At 31.8% G+C, this 19,486-nt stretch carries 25 protein-coding genes; 24 read left to right on the forward strand and 1 reads right to left on the reverse strand.

The annotated features are described in order from the left end of the window. Positions 1-381: 381 nt before the first annotated feature. The 19 genes from obgE (at position 382) to LW133_RS01015 (ending at position 15,496) form a co-directional block, all read left to right on the forward strand. The gene (gene obgE / locus LW133_RS00925; protein WP_233075543.1) at positions 382-1,443 is read left to right on the forward strand and encodes a GTPase ObgE; all 1,062 of its coding nucleotides are present in this window, start codon (positions 382-384) and stop codon (positions 1,441-1,443) included. Continuing rightward, complete coding sequence (gene fmt / locus LW133_RS00930) at positions 1,443-2,345, forward strand: methionyl-tRNA formyltransferase (protein WP_233075544.1); 903 nt, start codon at positions 1,443-1,445, stop codon at positions 2,343-2,345. The genes obgE and fmt overlap by 1 nt, the downstream gene beginning before the upstream one ends. A gap of 13 nt (positions 2,346-2,358) precedes the next feature. Beyond that, positions 2,359-2,973: a biotin--[acetyl-CoA-carboxylase] ligase gene (locus LW133_RS00935; RefSeq protein ID WP_233075545.1), complete on the forward strand. Its 615-nt coding sequence runs from the start codon at positions 2,359-2,361 to the stop codon at positions 2,971-2,973. 15 nt (positions 2,974-2,988) lie between these two features. After that, entirely contained in the window at positions 2,989-3,780 is a 792-nt protein-coding gene (locus LW133_RS00940) for a ParA family protein (RefSeq protein ID WP_233036873.1), read from the forward strand. Positions 3,781-3,782: 2 nt separating this feature from the next. Next, positions 3,783-4,646 carry a ParB/RepB/Spo0J family partition protein gene (locus tag LW133_RS00945; RefSeq protein WP_233075546.1) on the forward strand — a complete coding sequence of 288 codons (864 nt, stop codon included), beginning with the start codon at positions 3,783-3,785 and terminating at the stop codon, positions 4,644-4,646. 62 nt (positions 4,647-4,708) lie between these two features. After that, positions 4,709-5,134 carry a F0F1 ATP synthase subunit B family protein gene (locus tag LW133_RS00950; RefSeq protein ID WP_233075547.1) on the forward strand — a complete coding sequence of 142 codons (426 nt, stop codon included), beginning with the start codon at positions 4,709-4,711 and terminating at the stop codon, positions 5,132-5,134. Between the two features lie 13 nt (positions 5,135-5,147). After that, on the forward strand, positions 5,148-5,654 hold the full coding sequence (locus LW133_RS00955; protein WP_233075548.1) for a F0F1 ATP synthase subunit B: 507 nt from the start codon (positions 5,148-5,150) through the stop codon (positions 5,652-5,654). Beyond that, the gene (locus LW133_RS00960) at positions 5,655-6,185 is read left to right on the forward strand and encodes a F0F1 ATP synthase subunit delta (RefSeq protein WP_233075549.1); all 531 of its coding nucleotides are present in this window, start codon (positions 5,655-5,657) and stop codon (positions 6,183-6,185) included. A gap of 17 nt (positions 6,186-6,202) precedes the next feature. After that, positions 6,203-7,714, forward strand: a complete 1,512-nt coding sequence (atpA, locus tag LW133_RS00965) for a F0F1 ATP synthase subunit alpha (RefSeq protein ID WP_233075550.1) — start codon at positions 6,203-6,205, stop codon at positions 7,712-7,714. 8 nt (positions 7,715-7,722) lie between these two features. Beyond that, positions 7,723-8,619: an ATP synthase F1 subunit gamma gene (atpG, locus tag LW133_RS00970; RefSeq protein WP_233075551.1), complete on the forward strand. Its 897-nt coding sequence runs from the start codon at positions 7,723-7,725 to the stop codon at positions 8,617-8,619. Positions 8,620-8,636: 17 nt separating this feature from the next. Further along, the gene (gene atpD / locus LW133_RS00975; RefSeq protein WP_233075552.1) at positions 8,637-10,037 is read left to right on the forward strand and encodes a F0F1 ATP synthase subunit beta; all 1,401 of its coding nucleotides are present in this window, start codon (positions 8,637-8,639) and stop codon (positions 10,035-10,037) included. A 9-nt stretch (positions 10,038-10,046) separates the two neighbouring features. Further along, a complete protein-coding gene (atpC, locus tag LW133_RS00980; RefSeq protein WP_233075553.1) occupies positions 10,047-10,427 on the forward strand; it encodes an ATP synthase F1 subunit epsilon in 381 nt (126 codons plus the stop codon). Next, on the forward strand, positions 10,427-10,978 hold the full coding sequence (locus LW133_RS00985; RefSeq protein ID WP_233075554.1) for a MotA/TolQ/ExbB proton channel family protein: 552 nt from the start codon (positions 10,427-10,429) through the stop codon (positions 10,976-10,978). The genes atpC and LW133_RS00985 overlap by 1 nt, the downstream gene beginning before the upstream one ends. Before the next feature lie 33 nt (positions 10,979-11,011). Beyond that, on the forward strand, positions 11,012-11,398 hold the full coding sequence (locus LW133_RS00990) for a biopolymer transporter ExbD (protein ID WP_233076174.1): 387 nt from the start codon (positions 11,012-11,014) through the stop codon (positions 11,396-11,398). Further along, on the forward strand, positions 11,398-12,174 hold the full coding sequence (locus LW133_RS00995; RefSeq protein WP_233075555.1) for a TonB C-terminal domain-containing protein: 777 nt from the start codon (positions 11,398-11,400) through the stop codon (positions 12,172-12,174). The genes LW133_RS00990 and LW133_RS00995 overlap by 1 nt, the downstream gene beginning before the upstream one ends. After that, positions 12,167-13,423, forward strand: a complete 1,257-nt coding sequence (gene tolB / locus LW133_RS01000; protein WP_233075556.1) for a Tol-Pal system protein TolB — start codon at positions 12,167-12,169, stop codon at positions 13,421-13,423. Before LW133_RS00995 ends, tolB begins: the two co-directional genes overlap by 8 nt. 73 nt (positions 13,424-13,496) lie before the next feature. Then, positions 13,497-13,994, forward strand: a complete 498-nt coding sequence (gene pal / locus LW133_RS01005; protein WP_233075557.1) for a peptidoglycan-associated lipoprotein Pal — start codon at positions 13,497-13,499, stop codon at positions 13,992-13,994. A 16-nt stretch (positions 13,995-14,010) separates the two neighbouring features. Continuing rightward, complete coding sequence (locus LW133_RS01010) at positions 14,011-14,961, forward strand: tetratricopeptide repeat protein (RefSeq protein WP_233075558.1); 951 nt, start codon at positions 14,011-14,013, stop codon at positions 14,959-14,961. Further along, positions 14,948-15,496: an FKBP-type peptidyl-prolyl cis-trans isomerase gene (locus tag LW133_RS01015; protein ID WP_233076175.1), complete on the forward strand. Its 549-nt coding sequence runs from the start codon at positions 14,948-14,950 to the stop codon at positions 15,494-15,496. The genes LW133_RS01010 and LW133_RS01015 overlap by 14 nt, the downstream gene beginning before the upstream one ends. Before the next feature lie 126 nt (positions 15,497-15,622). On the opposite strand, the gene hisA is transcribed toward LW133_RS01015, so the two are convergent. Then, positions 15,623-16,342 carry a 1-(5-phosphoribosyl)-5-[(5-phosphoribosylamino)methylideneamino]imidazole-4-carboxamide isomerase gene (hisA, locus tag LW133_RS01020; RefSeq protein WP_233075559.1) on the reverse strand — a complete coding sequence of 240 codons (720 nt, stop codon included), beginning with the start codon at positions 16,340-16,342 and terminating at the stop codon, positions 15,623-15,625. A gap of 96 nt (positions 16,343-16,438) precedes the next feature. Between hisA and LW133_RS01025 the strand changes: the two genes are divergently transcribed. Genes LW133_RS01025 through LW133_RS01045 form a run of 5 tightly spaced genes read left to right on the forward strand, consistent with a single transcriptional unit; the run spans position 16,439 to position 19,485 of the window. Then, the gene (locus LW133_RS01025; protein ID WP_233075560.1) at positions 16,439-18,115 is read left to right on the forward strand and encodes an N-6 DNA methylase; all 1,677 of its coding nucleotides are present in this window, start codon (positions 16,439-16,441) and stop codon (positions 18,113-18,115) included. Further along, positions 18,112-18,567 carry an acyltransferase gene (locus tag LW133_RS01030; protein ID WP_233075561.1) on the forward strand — a complete coding sequence of 152 codons (456 nt, stop codon included), beginning with the start codon at positions 18,112-18,114 and terminating at the stop codon, positions 18,565-18,567. The genes LW133_RS01025 and LW133_RS01030 overlap by 4 nt, the downstream gene beginning before the upstream one ends. Further along, positions 18,564-18,749, forward strand: coding sequence for a hypothetical protein (locus tag LW133_RS01035; protein WP_233075562.1), 186 nt, complete (start codon positions 18,564-18,566; stop codon positions 18,747-18,749). The genes LW133_RS01030 and LW133_RS01035 overlap by 4 nt, the downstream gene beginning before the upstream one ends. A gap of 59 nt (positions 18,750-18,808) precedes the next feature. Further along, complete coding sequence (locus LW133_RS01040; RefSeq protein ID WP_233075563.1) at positions 18,809-19,015, forward strand: flagellar biosynthesis anti-sigma factor FlgM; 207 nt, start codon at positions 18,809-18,811, stop codon at positions 19,013-19,015. 41 nt (positions 19,016-19,056) lie between these two features. Further along, the gene (locus LW133_RS01045) at positions 19,057-19,485 is read left to right on the forward strand and encodes a hypothetical protein (RefSeq protein ID WP_233075564.1); all 429 of its coding nucleotides are present in this window, start codon (positions 19,057-19,059) and stop codon (positions 19,483-19,485) included. Position 19,486: the final 1 nt, after the last annotated feature.

The raw sequence follows: 19,486 nt of genomic DNA on the forward strand, positions 1-19,486 counted from the left end.
AAAATGATTTAAGAGTTGTCCCAGATTAGAAGTTTGTTCTTAAAACTTTTTATTTAGTTCGTTAAGAAAAATTATTTTTGTTTATTTTTTATTTAAAAATTTTTGTATTTCACAAAAACTTTCAGAGAAATTATAAAAAATAAAACTTAAATTTTTCTTATAAATACATTAAAGAAAATAAAAAAATAAAAATCTATGAGAAAATATTGATAAATCAATTGGTTGAAAAACTAAAAATAAGAGAGAAAAAGATTTTTGGGAAAGTCATCAAAGACTAAAAACCATGCTTTTAGTATTGAGGCATCTTTATTTTTATTGCTTTTTTGATAAAATTTTAAAGAATAAAACTAGAATTGGAGATTTTAATATTAAGGCCGATAAATGTTTGTAGATTGCGTGGAAATTTTTATTTTTAGTGGAAAGGGAGGAGAAGGTGCTGTATCTTTTCGTCGTGAAAAATTTATCATTAATGGTGGTCCTGATGGAGGCGATGGAGGCGATGGAGGCGATGTATATTTTGTGATTGATAATAATTGTGACACTTTGTCAAATTTTAGAGGAAAAAAGCATTATCGTGCAGAAAATGGTCAGCCTGGTCAACCTAAAAATTGTTCAGGAAAGCGTGGAATGGATCTAGTTATCAAAGTGCCAGCAGGGACGGTTATATATGATGCTTTGAGCAATGAAGTGTTGTATGATTTTACGACACAAAAACAAAAAATTAAGATTTTAAGTGGTGGAAAGGGTGGTTTTGGTAATGCGAGATTTAAAAATTCTGTGAATCAGCGTCCTGATTATGCTCAAAAAGGTTTGCCTGGTCAGGAGTTACATATTCGTTTGGAATTAAAATTAATTGCAGATGTGGGGCTTGTAGGTTATCCAAATGTGGGAAAATCTACTTTAATTTCCACACTTTCTAATGCAAAACCAGAAATTGCTAACTATGAATTTACAACATTAATTCCTAATCTTGGTGTGGTAGATATGGATGGTATATACTCATTTGTGATTGCAGATATCCCAGGTATTATTGATGGGGCTAGTGAAGGGAAAGGACTAGGAATTGAGTTTTTGCGACATATTGAGCGAACAAAATTTTTATTATTTGTGATCGATGTTACTTCTTATCGTAATGCATTGACACAATTTCAAAATCTTAGGGCGGAACTTGAGCGTTTTTCAAGTGATTTGTATCATCGGAATTATGGGATTGTACTTAGTAAAGTAGATGGTATTGTAAACGATGATGTGATAAAAGAATTTTTTAAAACGTTAGGATATGGTTATCAAAAAGAGCAAAAAATGGGATTATCACAGGATTTTGGGGTATATATCAAAGAGGAAAAGGATGAGAAAAATCCATATTTTATTCTTCCAATTTCATCAGCAACAACATTAAACTTAAAAGCATTAAAGCATTTAATTTTTGAGGCATTAAGATAATGAGAATACTTTTTATGGGGACACCTAATTTTGCAAGAATTATTTTAGAATCTCTTTATTACCAGCATGAAATTATAGGGCTTTTTTGCCAACCTGATAGGCCTTTTGGTAGAAAACAAGAGCTTAAAATGCCAGAAACTAAGGCTTTTTGCTATGAAGTAGGGTTGGATATTCCTGTGTATCAACCAGTGGAATTTGACAATGAAGTTTTACAAAATATTAAGATGTTAAATCCAGATGTAATTATTGTTGTAGCTTATGGGAAAATTCTACCCCCTAGTGTTTTAAAATATCGCTGTATTAATATTCATGCTTCATTATTGCCTAAATACCGCGGTGCTAGTCCGATTCAAGAAATGATTTTGCATGATGATAAGTTTTTTGGTGTGAGTGCAATGTTAATGGAAGAGGGTTTGGATAGTGGAGATGTTTTGGGATTTAGTTTGTGTAAGAATGATTTTTGTGTTGGTATTGAAGCTTTAAGTATAAAGCTTGCATCTATGGGGGCAAAACTTATTAATGGGGTGCTTGAGAGATTAGATGAAATTATGCCATTAAAGCAAGATGAAATCCACACAAGCTATTGCAAAAAAATTAAAAAAGAAGCAGGTAGTATTGATTTTAGTGATGCTTGGGAGATTTGTCGTAAATTTAGAGCATTTCAAGGATGGCCTGCAATTTTTTTGTCAAGTGGGCTGAAAATTTTTGATGTGAGTTTGCAAAGTAGTGATGGAGTGTATCAAGAAGGGGAAATTTTGGAGATTTTGCCAGATTGTATTATAGTGGGATGCAAAAAAGGTTCTGTAAAAATTGGTGGATTGCAAGCACCTAATAAACAAAAAGTTAGTGCACCACAATATATTAATGGAAAACGCTTGCAAATAGGGATGCAATTAAAGTAAAAGTAGTAGTGATATGGAGATTATTTTTTATGATTGCTTAGAATCTACACAAAGTTTTTTATTGAATGTATTGAAGAATAATCTTTGTGTTGTAGCATTAAGACAGACTAAGGGGATTGGAAGTCGAGGAAATCAGTGGGATACAGTAGAATCAGGATTATATTTTTCCTTTTGTGTAGAGAAAAAACAACTACCTTGTGATTTAAAAATACAGAGTGCATCTATTTTTTTTGGCTTTATTTTTAAAGAAGTTTTGTATGAAGCAGGATTTGATGTTTGGTTGAAATGGCCTAATGATATCTATCTAAAAGATGCAAAAATTGGTGGTGTTCTTGTGAATGTAAAGCAAGATAAAGTAGTATGTGGTATTGGTTTGAATTTTTTATCTCAAAGTTTTGGGTGTTTGGGAGAGGAGTTAGAGCGAAAAGAGTTTTTGTCACTTTTTTTTGAAAAATTAAAAAACACGCAGGAATGGAAGCAAATTTTCAGCAAATATAAGATAGAATTTTATAAGAATTTGAACTTTTCTTTTCATGATCAAGATAAAGTTATTTCTTTGAAAAAAGCTTTTTTACTTGATGATGGTTCTATAGATTTATGTGGCAAAATTATCTATAGTTTAAGATAAAAATGGGAGAATGAAATGGGCGAGATTATTGCTATTGCTAATCAAAAAGGCGGAGTGGGAAAAACAACTACCGCTGTTAATTTGGCTGCTTCATTAGCATTAGCAGAAAAAAATGTGCTTCTTATTGATTTTGATCCTCAATCAAATGCGACAACTAGTCTTGGTTTTGGTCGTAAGGATATTGATTTTGATATTTATCATGTTTTAATGGGAAGTAAAAGGCTCTCTGAAATTATTCGAGAGACAGAAATGTCGCATATGCATTTAGCTCCTTCTAATATTGGATTAGTAGGATTGGAAAAAGAGTTTTATAAAAAAACTAGTGGAAGGGAACTATTGCTTAGAAAAAGTCTTCAAGAAGTTGAGGAATTTTATGATTATATTATAATTGATTCTCCTCCTGCGTTAGGACCTTTGACGATTAATGTTTTAAGTGCATCGCATTCTGTGATTATTCCTATACAATGTGAGTTTTTTGCATTGGAAGGGTTGGCACAACTTTTAAATACGATTAAATTATTGCGAGAAAATATTAATCCAAATTTAGAGATTAAGGGATTTTTACCAACAATGTATTCTGCGCAAAATAATCTTTCTAAGCAAGTTTTGACAGATCTTTCTATGCATTTTGGGACAAAATTATTTAAAAACTATGGTGATAAAAATCAGGCGTATGTAATCATTCCAAGAAGTGTAAAGCTTGCAGAGTCTCCAAGTTTTGGTAAGCCTATTTTGCTTTATGATATTAAATCAAACGGAAGTGTTGCATATCAAAATTTAGCACAATCAATTTTGCGGAGTAGATAAACATGGCAAAAAAACAAGCATTGGGTAGGGGGTTGGACGCAATATTTGGCGATGTAGAGCAGGCATATAGAAATAATTTAAGTGATCACAGAGAAAAATTGGTGGAGCTTGATATTAATCTTATTAAGCCAAATCCCTATCAACCAAGAAAAATTTTTCAAGAGGAAAGCATAAAAGAGCTTGCAGAATCTATAGAAGAACATGGATTATTGCAACCTATTATTGTATATCAAGATGAAGATGACGGGTATGCACTTATTGCTGGTGAGCGTAGATTGCGTGCTAGCAAACTTGCAGGCAAGGATAGTATCAGAGCAATTATTGCAGATATCGATTTAGCTAAATTAAGAGAATTGGCTTTGATTGAAAATATACAAAGAGAGAACCTTAATCCTATTGATTTAGCAAAATCTTATCAAGAGCTCTTGGAAGATTATAAAATTACACATGAAGAACTTGCACAAAAAATTAAAAAATCTCGAGCACAGATTACAAATACCTTGCGTTTATTAAGTTTAATTCCTGAGATACAGATTGCATTGGTTGATGGGAGAGTGACACAAGGGCATGCAAAAGTATTGGTGGGATTAGAGGAGAGTGATCAAAAAATTCTTCTTAGTTCTATTTTGGGGCAAAAGCTTAGTGTGAGAGATACTGAAGAAATGGTGCAGAATTTCAAAAATAAAGGAAGAGAAAGGAGTGTGGATATTAAAAATCCTAAGAGGAATGGGTTATTAGATTTGCGAGATTTGCAAAGAGAGATAGAAAAAATGGATTTAAGAACAAAGGTTTCGCAAGATAAGATTATTATCGAATTTAAAAATCAAGAAGAAGTGCTACTTTTGGTGCAAAAGTTGCTGAAATAAAATATTAATTTAAGCTTTTTTTGTTAGAATCTCGTTCGATCATTGAAGAATAAGGAGTCGTGATGTCTACTGAGATAAATCTTCGTCTCATGTTTTTGGTATTTGTCGTTTTTATGGCGACTTTATATCTTTTAAATATTTGGTTATTTAAACCCTTAATGCATTTTATGGAAAGGCGTGATGGAGTTATTAATCAAGATGCACAAGAAATTACAGATAGTGAAAAAGAAATTATATATATTCAAGAAGAAATTGAGCAGATTATAAAACAAGCTAAGCTTGATGCAAAACAAATGACAGAAGAGGCATTGAGTGAAGCAAAAAATGTTTATGATTCTAAAATCGCGCGATATAAGGCGGAAAATCAGGCAAAAATTGATGGTTTTATGCAGAAGTTAGAAGAGGAGAAAAAAATGCTTAAAACACAGCTTGTTAGTGATAAAATTGCTCTTCAAGAAGTTATATATACTAAGATAAAAAATATATAATAAGGAAAGGGCAATGCGATTATTTTTATTAATTTTTGGAGCTTTTTCTAGTGTTTTTGCATCAATGGATGTGCAGTTAGCGGATACTGACTTTTTAGAAAGAGCTATTAATTTTATAATTTTTGTTGCAATATTATGGTTTTTGGTAGCAAAAAAAGCAAAGGCTTTTTTTGCTGCAAGAAGAAATAAAATTGCAGAGAGATTGTTGGAGGTTCAGGAAAAGCTTAAGCAGGCAAAAAAGAATAAGGAACAAGCATTAAGAAAGCTTGAAGAAGCAAAAGAAGTAGCTGCAGAAATCATTGCTAATGCAAAAAGAGAAGCTTATATGATTGCACAAAAAATGGAAGAGCAGTCAAGTGTCGATATTGAAAATATGATAAAAAATACAGAAAATCTTATGGAAATTGAACGAAAAAAGATGGAAAAAGAGGTGGTTTCTGAGATTTTAGAGGAAGTATTCAAGGAAAGTAAAATAAATGCTGCAGAGTATGTAAAAATACTTGAGAAAAAGGTGGTTTAAATGTTAGATTCAATTGCAAAACGATATGTGAAAGCAATTTTGCAAAGTTGGAATTTTGAACAGTTGGAAAAATTGCTAAAGGATTTAAATTTATTGCAGATAGCTTGTAAAACAAAGGATTTTCAGGATGCAATGCATTCTCCTTATTTAAATTTTATGCAGAAGCAAAAAATGATTTTTGAATTGGTGGATTCTCAGGATAAGCAGATACACAATCTCTTGTCTATTTTACTACAAAATAATCGTATTGAAATACTTCCTTATATTTATGATTTAATACAGCAGCATATAGCTTTTGAAAAGAAAGTTTATCATGGCGATATTTATTCAAAAGAAGAACTTGATGAAAAAATTGTTGCAAGTATCCAAGATAAACTTGCAAGACATTTTGAAGTAAGTTTAAATCTTGTGCAGCATAGATATGAAAAAGATGGAATAAGTTTAAAAATTGAAGGTTTAGGTGTGGAAATTTCTTTTTCAAAAGAGAGATTTTTTGATGATTTAAAATCTTATATATTAAAAGCAATTTAATTTAATGAGGAGTGAAAGTGACAAAATTAAAACCAGAAGAAATTAGTAATATTATTAAAGAGAGAATTAAAAATTTTGATGTAGAAGTAGATATTGCTCAGACAGGTAAAGTTATTTCCTATGCCGATGGTGTTGCAAAGGTTTATGGAATTAAAGATGTAATGTCTTATGAGATGGTAGAATTTGAAACTGGTGATAAAGGATTGGCATCAAACCTTGAAGAAGGAAGTGTGGGTGTTATTGTTTTGGGTGCTGGTAAGAATATTAAAGAAGGTGTATCTGTCAAAAGACTTGGTAGACTTATGAAAGTTCCTGTTGGCGAGGCCGTAGTGGGGCGCGTTATTAATGTTTTAGGGGAACCTCTTGATGGAAAGGGGCATATTGAGGCAAAAGAATATCGTTTTGTAGAACAAAAAGCCCCAGGAATTATGGATAGAAAATCAGTGCATGAGCCATTGCAAACTGGTATTAAGGCAATTGATGCACTTGTGCCAGTGGGTCGTGGTCAGAGAGAACTGATTATTGGAGATAGACAAACAGGAAAAACAACTGTGGCTATTGACACGATCATTAATCAAAAAGGACAAGGTGTTACTTGTATTTATGTGGCAATCGGTCAGAAAGAATCTACAGTTGCTCAAGTGGTGAGGAAGCTTGAAGAGCATGGTGCAATGGAGTATACAGTTGTTGTAAATGCTTCTGCTTCAGATTCTGCAGCAATGCAATTCCTCGCACCCTATACAGGTGTTACTATCGGAGAGTATTTTAGAGATAATGCGCAACATGCTCTAATTGTGTATGATGATTTAACAAAACATGCTGTTGCATATAGAGAAATGTCTTTGATTTTGAGACGTCCTCCAGGTCGTGAAGCATTCCCAGGAGATGTTTTTTATATTCATTCAAGATTGTTGGAGCGTGCCGCAAAGGTGAGTGATGAGAGAGGCGCAGGATCTTTAACAGCATTGCCAATTATTGAAACACAAGCTGGAGATGTTTCTGCATATATTCCAACAAATGTTATTTCGATTACAGATGGACAAATTTTCTTAGAAACAGATTTGTTTTTTTCTGGTATTCGTCCAGCGATTAATGTGGGCTTGTCAGTTTCTCGTGTTGGTGGTGCTGCTCAAATCAAGGCTACAAAACAAGTGGCAGGAACATTAAGACTTGACTTGGCCCAATATCGTGAATTGCAGGCTTTTGCACAATTTGCTTCTGATCTTGATGAGGTAAGTAGAAAACAACTTGATCGTGGTCAAAGAATGGTTGAAGTTTTAAAGCAAGGACCTTATTCTCCGTTGCCAATTGAAAAGCAAGTAGTGATTATTTATGCAGGAGCTAAAGGGTATTTAGATGATATTGCTGTAGATAATATTGTAGAATTTGAAAAAGGTTTATATGGTTTTATTGAAGAGAAAAAGCCAGAAATTTTTGAAAATATTAGAAGTAAAAAAGCATTAGATTCGGAAATAGAAACTATGTTAAAAGTTATTCTTGAAGAATATAAAAATGGATTTAGTAACTAGGAATAGAAATGGGAAATAATCTGAAAGAAATTCGTAAAAAGATTGTTAGCGTTCAAAATACACAAAAGACTACAAGAGCAATGAAGTTGGTTTCAACCTCTAAGCTTAAAAAAGCAGAAGAAATGGCACGACAATCTAGACTTTATGCTGAGAAGTTAAATGAAGTTTTTGATGACTTGATTGCAAAACTGAAGGCTAGAGGACTAAACAGCATTAACTCAAAATATTTTTTAAAATCAAATGAGCATAATGTTGGTGTGATTGATATTATTGTTGTTACTTCTGACAAGGGCCTTTGTGGTGGGTTTAATGCCGCTACAATTAAAGAGGCTATGCGTTTAAGAAGGTATTATCAAGATAAGGGGATTAAAGTTAGAATTCGTGGCATAGGAAGAAAGGGGATAGCGTATTTTACTTTTAATAATATTGAAGTATTAGATAAGGCAATTGGTTTATCTTCTATGCCAGATTATAACAAATCTACTCAATTTATTCGCAATGTGCTTGAAGATTTTTTAAGTGGAAAGACTGATGAGATTATTGTTTTGCATAATGGTTTTAAAAATATGCTTACTCAGGAATTAAAATCTCGAAAAATTATCCCTTTTGATTTGAATGATTGTGAAGAAGTAAAAAAAGATGACTTTATTTTAATTGAACCAGATGATGAGGAGGATAAAGTATTAGAAGAGCTTGCAGAAAAATATTTTGAATATAATATGTATTATGCCTTAATCGATTCTTTGGCTGCAGAGCATAGTGCAAGAATGCAAGCAATGGATGCGGCTACTAATAATGCAGGTGAGCTTGTAAAGAGTTTGACAGTTTCTTATAATAAAGCAAGGCAAGAGGCAATTACTACGGAGCTTGTAGAGATTAATGCCGGTGTTGAGGCGATGAAATAAAAAAATAAGGAGTTAGAATGAAAGGAAAAATTACACAAGTTATTGGTCCAGTAGTTGATGTAGATTTTGATACATATTTACCAGCTATTAACGAAGCTTTAGATATAAATTATGATGTGGATGGTGAGAAGAAGAATTTGGTTTTAGAGGTAGCCGCACATTTGGGTGATGGTCGTGTTAGAACTATTGCGATGGATATGACCGAAGGACTTACAAGAGGACAGGAGGTTATTGCGCGTGGTAAAATGATTGAGGTTCCTGTCGGTGAACAAGTATTGGGAAGAATTTTTAATGTTGTTGGAGAAGTTATTGATGGTGGTGAAGAGTTAAAGAATGTGCAAACTTGGCCTATTCATAGAGAAGCACCAAATTTTGAAAATCAATCTACAAAAACAGAAATGTTTGAAACAGGAATTAAGGTAGTTGATCTTTTAGCACCATATTCAAAAGGCGGTAAAGTTGGTTTATTTGGCGGTGCTGGTGTAGGTAAAACAGTTGTAATTATGGAACTTATTCATAATGTGGCATATAAGCATAGTGGATATTCTGTTTTTGCTGGTGTTGGTGAGAGAACTAGAGAAGGGAATGACCTGTATCATGAAATGAAAGAGGGTGGTGTTTTGGATAAAGTTGCTCTTTGTTATGGTCAAATGAATGAACCACCAGGGGCAAGAAATAGAATTGCATTTACTGGTTTGACGATGGCGGAGTATTTTAGAGATGAAAAAGGTCTTGATGTTTTGATGTTTATTGATAATATCTTTAGATACGCGCAATCTGGAGCTGAAATGTCAGCGCTTCTTGGACGTATACCATCTGCAGTGGGTTATCAACCAACATTAGCAAGTGAAATGGGGAAATTACAAGAAAGGATTACATCTACTAAAAAAGGTTCTATTACTTCTGTTCAAGCTGTTTATGTACCAGCAGATGACCTTACAGACCCAGCCCCAGCTTCTGTCTTTTCTCATCTTGATGCAAAGACAGTTTTAAATAGAAAAATAGCAGAAAAAGGAATTTATCCAGCAGTTGATCCATTAGATTCTAGTTCAAGAATATTGGACCCACAAGTGGTAGGTGAAGAGCATTATAGAATTGCTACAGGTATTCAACAAATTTTGCAAAAATATAAAGATCTTCAAGATATTATTGCTATTTTGGGTATGGATGAACTTTCAGAAGAAGATAAAAAAGTTGTCGAAAGAGCAAGAAAAATTGAAAAATTTTTATCTCAACCATTCTTTGTTGCAGAAGTATTTACAGGAAGTCCTGGTAAATATGTAACCTTAGAAGAGACTCTGGAGGGCTTCAAAGGAATTTTAGAAGGCCAGTATGATCATATACCTGAAAATGCATTTTATATGGTAGGAAATATTCAAGAAGCAATTGAAAAAGCAGAAAAGATGAAAAATGCTTAAGGAAAAAAAATGGCTTTAATGGTTAATGTTATTGCGCCCTATGGTAAAATTTTTAGTGATACTGTTGAAAGTATTACACTCCCTGGCAGTGAAGGTGAATTTGGTGTTTTAGATGGTCATAGTGACTTGTTATCATGTTTGAAAGTAGGAGTGATTGAGATTAATAGAAAATCTCAAAGGTCTCTTATTGCGATTAATTGGGGATATGCAAAAATTCAAGCCCATCAAGTTGATGTTTTGGTTGATAGTGCAGTATTGGTGGGTGATACAACAGGAGATATTGCAGAAGCAATAACAAAGGCACATAAATTATTAGAAGGAGCATCAAATGATAGACTTATCTTCTCTAGCGTTGTATCTAAGCTTGATAGTGCAGTGAAAGGAAAATAATGTTTAGTTTGCAGGGTTTTATTCATGATAGTGGAGTGATTACAATTCTTGTATTGTTTTGGCTTTCTATTTATTTTATTGCTACAGTATGGATTTTTATTTATAGATTTAAAATATTAAGAAGTATTTTAATAAATCAAAATACTTCCTTAAATTCTATGTTGAATAATAAAACTAGACTACCTCTTGATTCTTTTTTTAAGGATAAAGTGGAGGCTTCTAAAGATTTTGTGTTAATTTGGAAAAACAATCTTTTAAAACAAACTACAAGCGGATTGATTTTTCTTAGTATTATTGCTTCGACAGCTCCTTTTATTGGATTGTTTGGAACAGTAGTGGAAATTTTAGATGCTTTTGGAAAACTAGGGGGTAGTGGTCAAATTTCTTTTGACGTAATTGCTCCAATTATTTCGCAAGCATTAGTGGCGACGGCCGCGGGTATATTGGTTGCTATACCTGCCTATTCTTTCTTTTTGGTATTAAAACGAAAAGCTTTCGAGATTAATATTGCTGTGCAAATGCAACTTGATGTTATGCAAGAAAAGAAATAAGTTTTTGGAGATAGAGTTGTGAATCGTGATTTGATGGATTGGGATGAAAAACCAGAATTGAATATCACACCATTAGTGGATATTATGCTGGTTTTATTAGCAATACTAATGGTAACCACTCCGACTGTTGTTTATAAAGAACAGATTTTATTGCCACAGGGAACAAAAAAAACTAAAGTTGGTAATGATAAAAAAATTGAAGTTCGTATGGATATTGATAGAAATATTTATGTTGACAAAGATGTATATACTCTTAGTAATTTTCCAGACAATCTTAACTTATTGGCCAATCGTTATGATAAAAGTTCGAATGTATATATACGAGCTGATAAGAATTTGCAATATCAAGATGTAATTTTTTTGTTAAAAAGTATAAAAGAAGCTGGTTTTAGCAAAGTATCTTTGGTGACTACAAATTAATGACACAAAATATTAGACATTTTTATACTTCTGGGATTATTTCCCTATGTATCTATGTGGGATTAATTTTTTTCTTTATAGCAGGTTTTGTGAATAAAAAAAATATTGATCATTATGTTATGAAAAATGATACGCAATATGATCAGGCAATTTCTATAGACACAGTGATTGAAAAACCTATACCAAAAATCCAGGAAAAAGTGGAGAATGTTATTAAAGAAGATGAGGAAAAAAATATACAGCAGGAGAATGTAAATTCCCCAGTCCTAAAAGATTTATTTTCTGAAATTCCTGATTATGAAGGCGAGGTTAATAAAAATAGAGAGCGACAAAAAAAAGAATTAGAAAGACAAAAATTCTTGAAAGAACAACAAAGATTAGAAAAACAAAGAGAGATGCTTCAGAGTATCCAGAAAAATCTTACTTCATTCAATAAAACACTAGGTGTAATGAATATGGGAATTGATATAAAAGCAGAAGTTTTGCCAAATCAAGATAATGGGCTTTATGATGAATGGATCGCAGAAATTTATAAAATTTTATATAAAAATTGGACAGCAACATTTTATCAAGATGCTACAATGAGTGTTTTGATCAATATTACAAATACAGGAGCTTTTGCTTATAAAGTATTAAAATATTCTCCATATAGCGATTATAATAATGGAGTTATTGAAATTTTGGATCAGCTTAAAGAAGAGCAATTGCCTCCATATCCTGTAGGAAAATCCATTAGTATAGAGGTAAATTTTAAAGCAAAGGCAAAAGATGAATAAAATATTGTTTTCCTTTTTGTGTGTATTAAATCTTTTATGGTCTGTAGATGCGACGATTGATTTGATTAAAACTATACAAAAGACTCCTGGTATACAGGTCACATATTTAGATAATAAAAATGCAAACTATGCGAAGAATGTTTATAAGGTGTTGCTTGGAGATTTGAAAGTTAGTGGGCATTTTTTGGTACGTGAGGGAGAAAAATCTAAGATTAATCCAGATTATACAGAATTTGTACAAAATAAGACAGATCTCTTTGTGAATGTAGAAGTGCTTAGGGAAGAAAATGGAATTAAGGTAATTGCGAGGTTGTATGACATTAATATGCAAAATCTTGTTTTAAATAAAGCATATACTTTAGATGATGAAAAACTTTATCCTTTTGTTGCACATAAAATTGCAATTGATGTTAATGAATATATTAAAGCTCCCTCTATTGATTGGATGAAGCGTTATGTTGTGTTGTCGGCAAGTGTAGATTCTGGAAAAAATGATATTTTGATTAGCGATTATACCTTAACTTATCGTAAGACAATTATCAATGATGGAGTAAATATTTTTCCCAAATGGGCCAATGCAGAACAAACAGAAATCTATTATACGAAAATTATTAAAAATTATCCCGCAATTATTAAGTATAATGTTTATACAGGTGTGAGTACAGAGATTCTTAAGAGTAAGGGGATGGCTATTGTTTCTAGTGTTAGCAAGGATGGAAAAAAGCTGTTAATGACTTTATCTCCAAATGGGGATCCGGATGTTTATCTTTATGATACAGAAAGTGGTGAGAAAACACAGATGACAAAATATCGTGGTATTGATGTTTCGGGAAATTTTATTGATAATGATACTGCTATGATTTTTATTTCTGATCGTCTTGGATATCCAAATGTGTTTACAAAAAAACTTGAAGAAAATGCTCCGATTGAGCAAGTGGTTTTTCATGGAAAAAATAACAGTTCTGTTACATCGCACAATAATTACGTGGTCTATACTAGCCGTGAAACAAACAATGAATTTGGCCCCAATGTTTTTAATCTTTATCTAATTTCTACACAAAATGATTTTATTAGAAGATTGACCACTAATGGTATCAATCAACTACCTAAATTTTCTGATGATGGTGATAGTGTTATGTTTATTAAAAATTCTTGGAATCAGAGTGCTTTAGGCGTCATACGATTAAATTATAACAAGACTTATCTTTTTCCTTTAGATAAGATACAAATTCAATCTTTTGATTGGTAAAATTAATATTATTTTGAAGTAATTTTTATAGTATAATTATGATTTAAAAAAAAAAGATAGAATAAGGATTCTAATGAAGAAGATTATTTTTTCTCTTTTTGTTGTGTTATTTATAGTTGGATGTGCTAAGAAAGAGATTGCTATTAATGAAGAATCTGCTATGGTAGAAGAAGAGCCTATCGAAACAAATATTGCAGAAGTGCAGGAAGTAGAAAAAAAAGACGTTGTTGAGGATGGGAGTATTATTGGTAGTATTTATTTTGATTATGACAAATTTGATATTCGTCAAGATATGGTTGAAACACTTGATGATAGTGTTGAAAAAATTAACGATAATCCAGAGATGAGTATAGTAATTGAAGGTAATACAGATGAATTTGGTAGTGATGAGTATAATTTTGCTTTGAGCAATAGAAGGGCTTTGGCAGTTCAGAAGGCTTTGAACACAAGAGGGGTGGCTAAAGATAAGATTTCTATTGTATCGTTTGGGAAAACAAAGCCCGTTTGTATGGATAAATCAGAAGAGTGTTATCAGAAAAATAGACGGGGGGATATTAGGCTGATCAAATAGCCTTAGGGTTTTCTAGATGAAAAAAGAAATTATACTATTGAGTATGGCTATTTCATTTTTAGGCGCGGAACCATCTGCGTTTGAATTGCAAAGTGGTGCAACAAAAAAAGATTTAAGTACCCTGCAATCTAATAATAAGAATTTACAACATATTGCAACAGATGTGCAAGCAAGACTGGAGATTGTTGAACAGACACAAGATGGATTAAAAAGTCTAATTGAAGGACAAAATTTGAGAATAAAGCAACTTGTTGATGAAAACAATGTATTAAAAAATCATGTTAGCTCGTTGCAAGCGCAAATTGAAGTGAATCAGGAACAAAGCAGGGAGCAATCAGAAATTATAGATTTGTTAAAAGTGCAGATTTTGTCACAACAAGATGAAATTAAGAGGTTGCAAGAGGCTCTTAAGGAACTCAATGAGGTCGTTGTAAAAAATAATGATGAAGTGTTGCAACAATTAGAATTGTTTACTAAATTTTTGATGGAAAAAAAACAAACCCTAGAAAATAATAATAAAAATTCAATTGAAGGTGCTAAAATAATAGAGCAGGATGAAGATGAGGATTTGCAAAAAGATCATCAAACTCTCTTCATAGATGCAAAAAATGCTATAAATAAAAAAGATTATGACAAAGCTGAAAAGATTTTATTTTTTTTGATAGATAAAAAATTTAGAATTGCTGAATCTTATTTTATGCTTGGTGATATTGCTTATTCAAAAAAAGAATACCAAGTAGCTGTTGGTTTGTATAAGCAAAGCTTTGCATTGGATGAAGATGCAGTGTATATGCCAGTGTTGTTATGGAGAACAGCTTGGTCTTTTAAGTATTTGAAAGATATGAAAAATTATGAAAGATTTACAGATATTTTGGTAAGGCTGTATCCTAAAAGTGAGCAAGCTCAAAAAATATTAGAATTAAAACATAAAGAGAAAAGGAAGTACGATGAGCATGATAGAAAATAATAAAGTTGTTTCTATAGAGTATAGTGTAAAAGATAAAGAAACGTTGGATTTGATAGATAGTAATGTTGATGGAAAGCCGCTTGATTTTCTTATGGGTGCAAGCCAAGTAATTATTGGGCTTGAAAAAGCATTATTGGGTAAAAATGTTGGAGATAAAATGCAAGTTGAAGTCCAACCAGAAGATGCTTATGGTGTACATAGGGTAGATTTTTTACAAGAAGTTCCACGTGAACAATTTGAGGGAATTGAATTAAAAAATGGTATGACACTTTTTGGTCAAGGAGAACATGGAGAGACTGTTCAGGTGATTGTGCGAGATTTTAATGAAAAAGTTGTAATGATTGATTACAATCACCCATTAGCTGGAAAAACTCTTATTTTTGATGTAACAATTTTAGATGTTCGTGATGCAACAGAACAAGAGATTTTAAATGGTGGTGTTGGTATGTCAGGAGGTTGCGGTTGCCATGATCATGGTGATGATCATCATGGTGAAGGTGGTGGATGTTGTGGTGGGGGCTGTGGTTGCCATTAAAGTCAAATAGGGTTTTTAGATATAGGAAATGAGAACTAAGATTCTGCTTATAGAATCTTAGATAATTCCTTGGTAAAAGAATTAAAATATTAATTTTATATTTTGATTGCCTATTGGTTTTTTTTGTTAAATTGTTTGAAGCACTCTCTCCAGATCAATTTGTTTTTCATAAAATGCTTTTCCTATGATTACTCCTCCATTAATTTTGTGTTGAGCAAATTCTTGTTGTAGTAATTTAAGATTTTCAATATTATTAAATCCACCACTAGCAATGCAGTATTTATTGCTTTGTTTGGCAATTTCTATGCTAAAGGGGATGTTAATTCCATTAAGTGTTCCATCTCGTGAAATATCTGTGCAAATGATTGCTTCTACTGCTGTATTTTTAAAGGAAGCCGCAAAATCTTTAGCAAGAATATTTTCTGTTTTTTGCCAACCATGGATAGCAACTTTACCATTTTTAGCATCTATGCCTATAGCAATGGGGTATTTTTGTGACATTTTGATAGCAAAATTTTGATCTTGTAGTGCAATAGAGCCAAGAATAATACGCGAGACGCCAAGTTTTAAGTAAGCCTGGATATGTTCTTCTGTGCGGACGCCCCCACCAATTTGAACACGAATATTTGTATGTGTAGTAATTTTTTTGATAACTTCAAAATTTTGTGGACTTCCTTGAAAGGCTCCATTGAGATCAACAATATGTAACCATTTTGCACCAATTTTTTCAAAATATTTTGCAAACTCATAAGGATTGCCATAGGTGATGGCGCTTTGTATTTTTCCTTTGTGTAGTCTTACTGCATTTCCATTATTAAGATCAATAGCGGGAAAAATTTCAAGCAAAATAGCTCCTTTTTTGGTTTTTTCGATGCTTGATTATAATTAAAAAAATATGAATTTTTGATAAAATAACTAAAAGAAACTTAGAAGATTTTAGTGGTGCAGATAGATAGTTTAAAAAAATTAATCGATTGTTTTGAATATTTAAAGCGTTATTATACAGATATTCTAGATGTGTTGCGAGCAATTTTAGAGTTAATTTTATTGCAAAAAACATATAAAATATTTTATATGGAGAACAAAAAAGAAGTATCTCGAGAAAACTTGCAGTACTTTATAGAGAAGTTGGGAATTGAAAAATCTTTGGTTTTGCAGGCAAATTTTAAACTTTCTAAACTTGAAAAATTTTTTAATCAAATTAATCTAGACTTATATCTTATCGAAGAATTTTTTTATATTATTACACAACAAAAAACCTCTAACAAACTTTATGGTTATTCTACTCCTTTACAAATTAATCATCTTTTGAGTGGCTTGCTTGATGTGCAAGAAAACGAGACAATCTATAATCCTTGTTATGGGATGGGAAGTATTTTTTTTAGTCTCGTGCAAGTGCAAAAAAACATTAAACTTTATGGTGAAGAACTAGATTATCGATTATCTAGTATTGCATTTTTGATTTTAAAAATTTGTGATATTAACACTGCCACGCTTTATGTAAATGATTTATTAAAATCACCAAAGTTTATTAAAAAAGATGGTGGGAGACTTTTTGATAAAGTATTGTGTAATCCTCCATTATACGCTCATGTAGGGATAGAATTTTTGAAAAATGATCAGCGTTTTACGCATATCGGTGCTATCGCAAAACATTATCCGGAATTGGCGTTTTTAATTCATTCTCTTTCGCATCTTAAAAAAAGAGGTGTTTTTATTGTGCGAAATCAAGTGTTACAAAAAAATTCTTTAGAGGCTAAGTTGCGAGAAAAGTTGTGTAGTGAAAAAATGATTAAGGCAATTATTGAGTTGCCTAAAAATATTTTTCCACATCAAAATAATGATTTTTCTATTTTAGTAATAGAGCCAAATAGTAAGGAAGTTTTGCATATTAATGCAGCACATCAATTTTTTTATAAAAAAGAAGGAAAATACAATCATCTCATTCATCTTGAAGAAATTTTGAGAATCTTTAGAGAGTATAAAGAAGGTAGGTTTTCTAAAATTACCTGTTTGGAGAAAAAATACAGTGGCGATTTGCGTGCTAGCCATTTTGTATCCAAGGAAGAGAAACCTAAAAAAAATACCCTTAGGCAATTAGGGTTTGTGGCGATGAGGGGACAGAGGGTTTATGGTAGCAAAAATGATGAAGAAGTAACTTTTTTTGATGTGGGTATAGCGGATTTTAAATCCTTGGGATTTTCTGAAAAATTTGAGAATCTTAAAAAAATGGGAGATAAAAATAAGATAGAAAAATATCGATTGCATTCTTATGATCTCTTGCTTTCATTAAGGGGAACGGTTCCAAAGGTTGCAATTTTGGGGGAAATTAGGGAAGTTTGTGTTGCAAATGCAGGGGTTGTTGTTTTACGACATAAGGATGTCCAAAAAAATATTGCACTATATTGTTTTTTATTTAGTCTAAAGGGTGAACAAAGATTAAAAAAGATTTATCAAGAAAGTAGTGATGGGGTTTTAAATATTAATTATCTTTTGGATTTAGCATTGCCTAAGGATTATGAAATACTTTATTATAAAAAAATGCAAAATATCTTGAAACTTTCCAAAGAGATGGATAAAATTGAGCAAGAAATTTTAGCGTTAAAGCAAGGCATATGAAAATTATAGAATCTGGTGTGCGGGATGTTAGAGTAGAGGAAGATGTTGTTATTATATCACCATCAAATCTTTATGGATGTACATTGCAAAAAGGGGTTTTTATTGGACCATTTGTAGAAGTACAAAAAGATGTTGTAATTGGAGAGCGTACACGTGTACAAAGCCATAGTTTTATTTGTTCTTTAGTAAGTATTGGTAAGGATTGTTTTATTGGCCATGGTGTAATGTTTGTCAATGATGTTTTTGCAAATGGTCAATTAGCAGTAAGTGAGTTAGAGTGGAAAAAAACTAAAATTGGAGATCGAGTTTTGATTGGGAGTAATGCTACAATTTTGCCCGTTAGAATTTGTGATGATGTGGTAATCGGAGCAGGGAGTGTGGTTACAAAAGATATTACAGAAAGTGGAACTTATGCAGGTAATCCAGCAAGAAAAATCAAAGGTGATACATGAAAGACTTAAAAATTTGGTTTTTTCCTAGTATGTGTTTTTTGTTATTTTTATATGGTATGACATTTTTATTTATCTATACTTATAGTGATAATTTTGGGAGGGAGTTGTTTGAAGAAAAGAAAGTAAATAGCAAAATTGACGGTGAAGTGATAAAAAATGAATTAAAAAAGATAGCAAAGTAATAAAAAAACTATTTTTTTATCCGATATTTGCATTGAAGAATTATTTAAAAGGAGTTTAGATGATAAATTCTGTAGGTTACAAACCTATAATAGCTAGCGGTGTTGATACAAATCAAATAAAAAAACAAAACGAGATTCAAGCAAAATTACAAGACGTAGAGCAAAATAAAGTACAAGAGATGCGTAAAGCAATCAAAAAAGGTGAATACAAAGTTGATTTACAAGCAACTTCTGAAAAAATGGCACTAAATTTGCTTGGCTTATAAAAACCTTTTTAATAAAGGCAATTTATAAGTTAGGAATAAAAATGTTGCAGAAGTATTTAAAGGGTGCAATTGGTGATCTTGATGCTCTTATAGAATTAACGCGGGTTGATATTGAAGAGATTAAGCAAGCCAAACATGAATCTGTTTTTGATCGTAATTTAAAAAAACAACCTTTGATGGTATCTTTTGAAAATAAAAAAAATATGGCGCAACAAGAAATTATTAATTTAAAAAATCAAGCTCCTCACAAACCCTTATCTGAACTCCTTGATGAAGAAACTAGCACTCTTTTGGGGCTAATGCGAGAGAAATTACAGGTTCTTAAAGAAGTGAATACAAATTATGCGCGTATGGTGTTTGCAGTATCAGAATTTTATACTTCTTTAATGAGTAGGATTGTCCCTCATGAAATTACAGGTTATGGTAGTCCTAAAACTGCACAAAGTACATTTTTGAAAATTGAGGCATAAA

This window comes from Helicobacter anatolicus (assembly GCF_021300615.1).
Taxonomy (GTDB): Bacteria; Campylobacterota; Campylobacteria; order Campylobacterales; family Helicobacteraceae; genus Helicobacter_H; species Helicobacter_H anatolicus.

Coding starts and splice junctions, on each gene's coding strand:
- atpD (WP_233075552.1), top strand. CDS start 8,637: ATGAAAGGAAAAATTACACAAGTTATTGGTCCAGTAGTTGATGTAGAT.
- atpC (WP_233075553.1), top strand. CDS start 10,047: ATGGCTTTAATGGTTAATGTTATTGCGCCCTATGGTAAAATTTTTAGT.
- fmt (WP_233075544.1), top strand. CDS start 1,443: ATGAGAATACTTTTTATGGGGACACCTAATTTTGCAAGAATTATTTTA.
- LW133_RS00940 (WP_233036873.1), top strand. CDS start 2,989: ATGGGCGAGATTATTGCTATTGCTAATCAAAAAGGCGGAGTGGGAAAA.
- LW133_RS00945 (WP_233075546.1), top strand. CDS start 3,783: ATGGCAAAAAAACAAGCATTGGGTAGGGGGTTGGACGCAATATTTGGC.
- LW133_RS00955 (WP_233075548.1), top strand. CDS start 5,148: ATGCGATTATTTTTATTAATTTTTGGAGCTTTTTCTAGTGTTTTTGCA.
- atpG (WP_233075551.1), top strand. CDS start 7,723: ATGGGAAATAATCTGAAAGAAATTCGTAAAAAGATTGTTAGCGTTCAA.
- LW133_RS00990 (WP_233076174.1), top strand. CDS start 11,012: ATGGATTGGGATGAAAAACCAGAATTGAATATCACACCATTAGTGGAT.
- LW133_RS01030 (WP_233075561.1), top strand. CDS start 18,112: ATGAAAATTATAGAATCTGGTGTGCGGGATGTTAGAGTAGAGGAAGAT.
- tolB (WP_233075556.1), top strand. CDS start 12,167: ATGAATAAAATATTGTTTTCCTTTTTGTGTGTATTAAATCTTTTATGG.
- LW133_RS00995 (WP_233075555.1), top strand. CDS start 11,398: ATGACACAAAATATTAGACATTTTTATACTTCTGGGATTATTTCCCTA.
- LW133_RS00960 (WP_233075549.1), top strand. CDS start 5,655: ATGTTAGATTCAATTGCAAAACGATATGTGAAAGCAATTTTGCAAAGT.
- LW133_RS00950 (WP_233075547.1), top strand. CDS start 4,709: ATGTCTACTGAGATAAATCTTCGTCTCATGTTTTTGGTATTTGTCGTT.
- LW133_RS00985 (WP_233075554.1), top strand. CDS start 10,427: ATGTTTAGTTTGCAGGGTTTTATTCATGATAGTGGAGTGATTACAATT.
- pal (WP_233075557.1), top strand. CDS start 13,497: ATGAAGAAGATTATTTTTTCTCTTTTTGTTGTGTTATTTATAGTTGGA.
- LW133_RS01045 (WP_233075564.1), top strand. CDS start 19,057: ATGTTGCAGAAGTATTTAAAGGGTGCAATTGGTGATCTTGATGCTCTT.
- LW133_RS01010 (WP_233075558.1), top strand. CDS start 14,011: ATGAAAAAAGAAATTATACTATTGAGTATGGCTATTTCATTTTTAGGC.
- obgE (WP_233075543.1), top strand. CDS start 382: ATGTTTGTAGATTGCGTGGAAATTTTTATTTTTAGTGGAAAGGGAGGA.
- LW133_RS00935 (WP_233075545.1), top strand. CDS start 2,359: ATGGAGATTATTTTTTATGATTGCTTAGAATCTACACAAAGTTTTTTA.
- LW133_RS01040 (WP_233075563.1), top strand. CDS start 18,809: ATGATAAATTCTGTAGGTTACAAACCTATAATAGCTAGCGGTGTTGAT.
- LW133_RS01035 (WP_233075562.1), top strand. CDS start 18,564: ATGAAAGACTTAAAAATTTGGTTTTTTCCTAGTATGTGTTTTTTGTTA.
- LW133_RS01015 (WP_233076175.1), top strand. CDS start 14,948: ATGATAGAAAATAATAAAGTTGTTTCTATAGAGTATAGTGTAAAAGAT.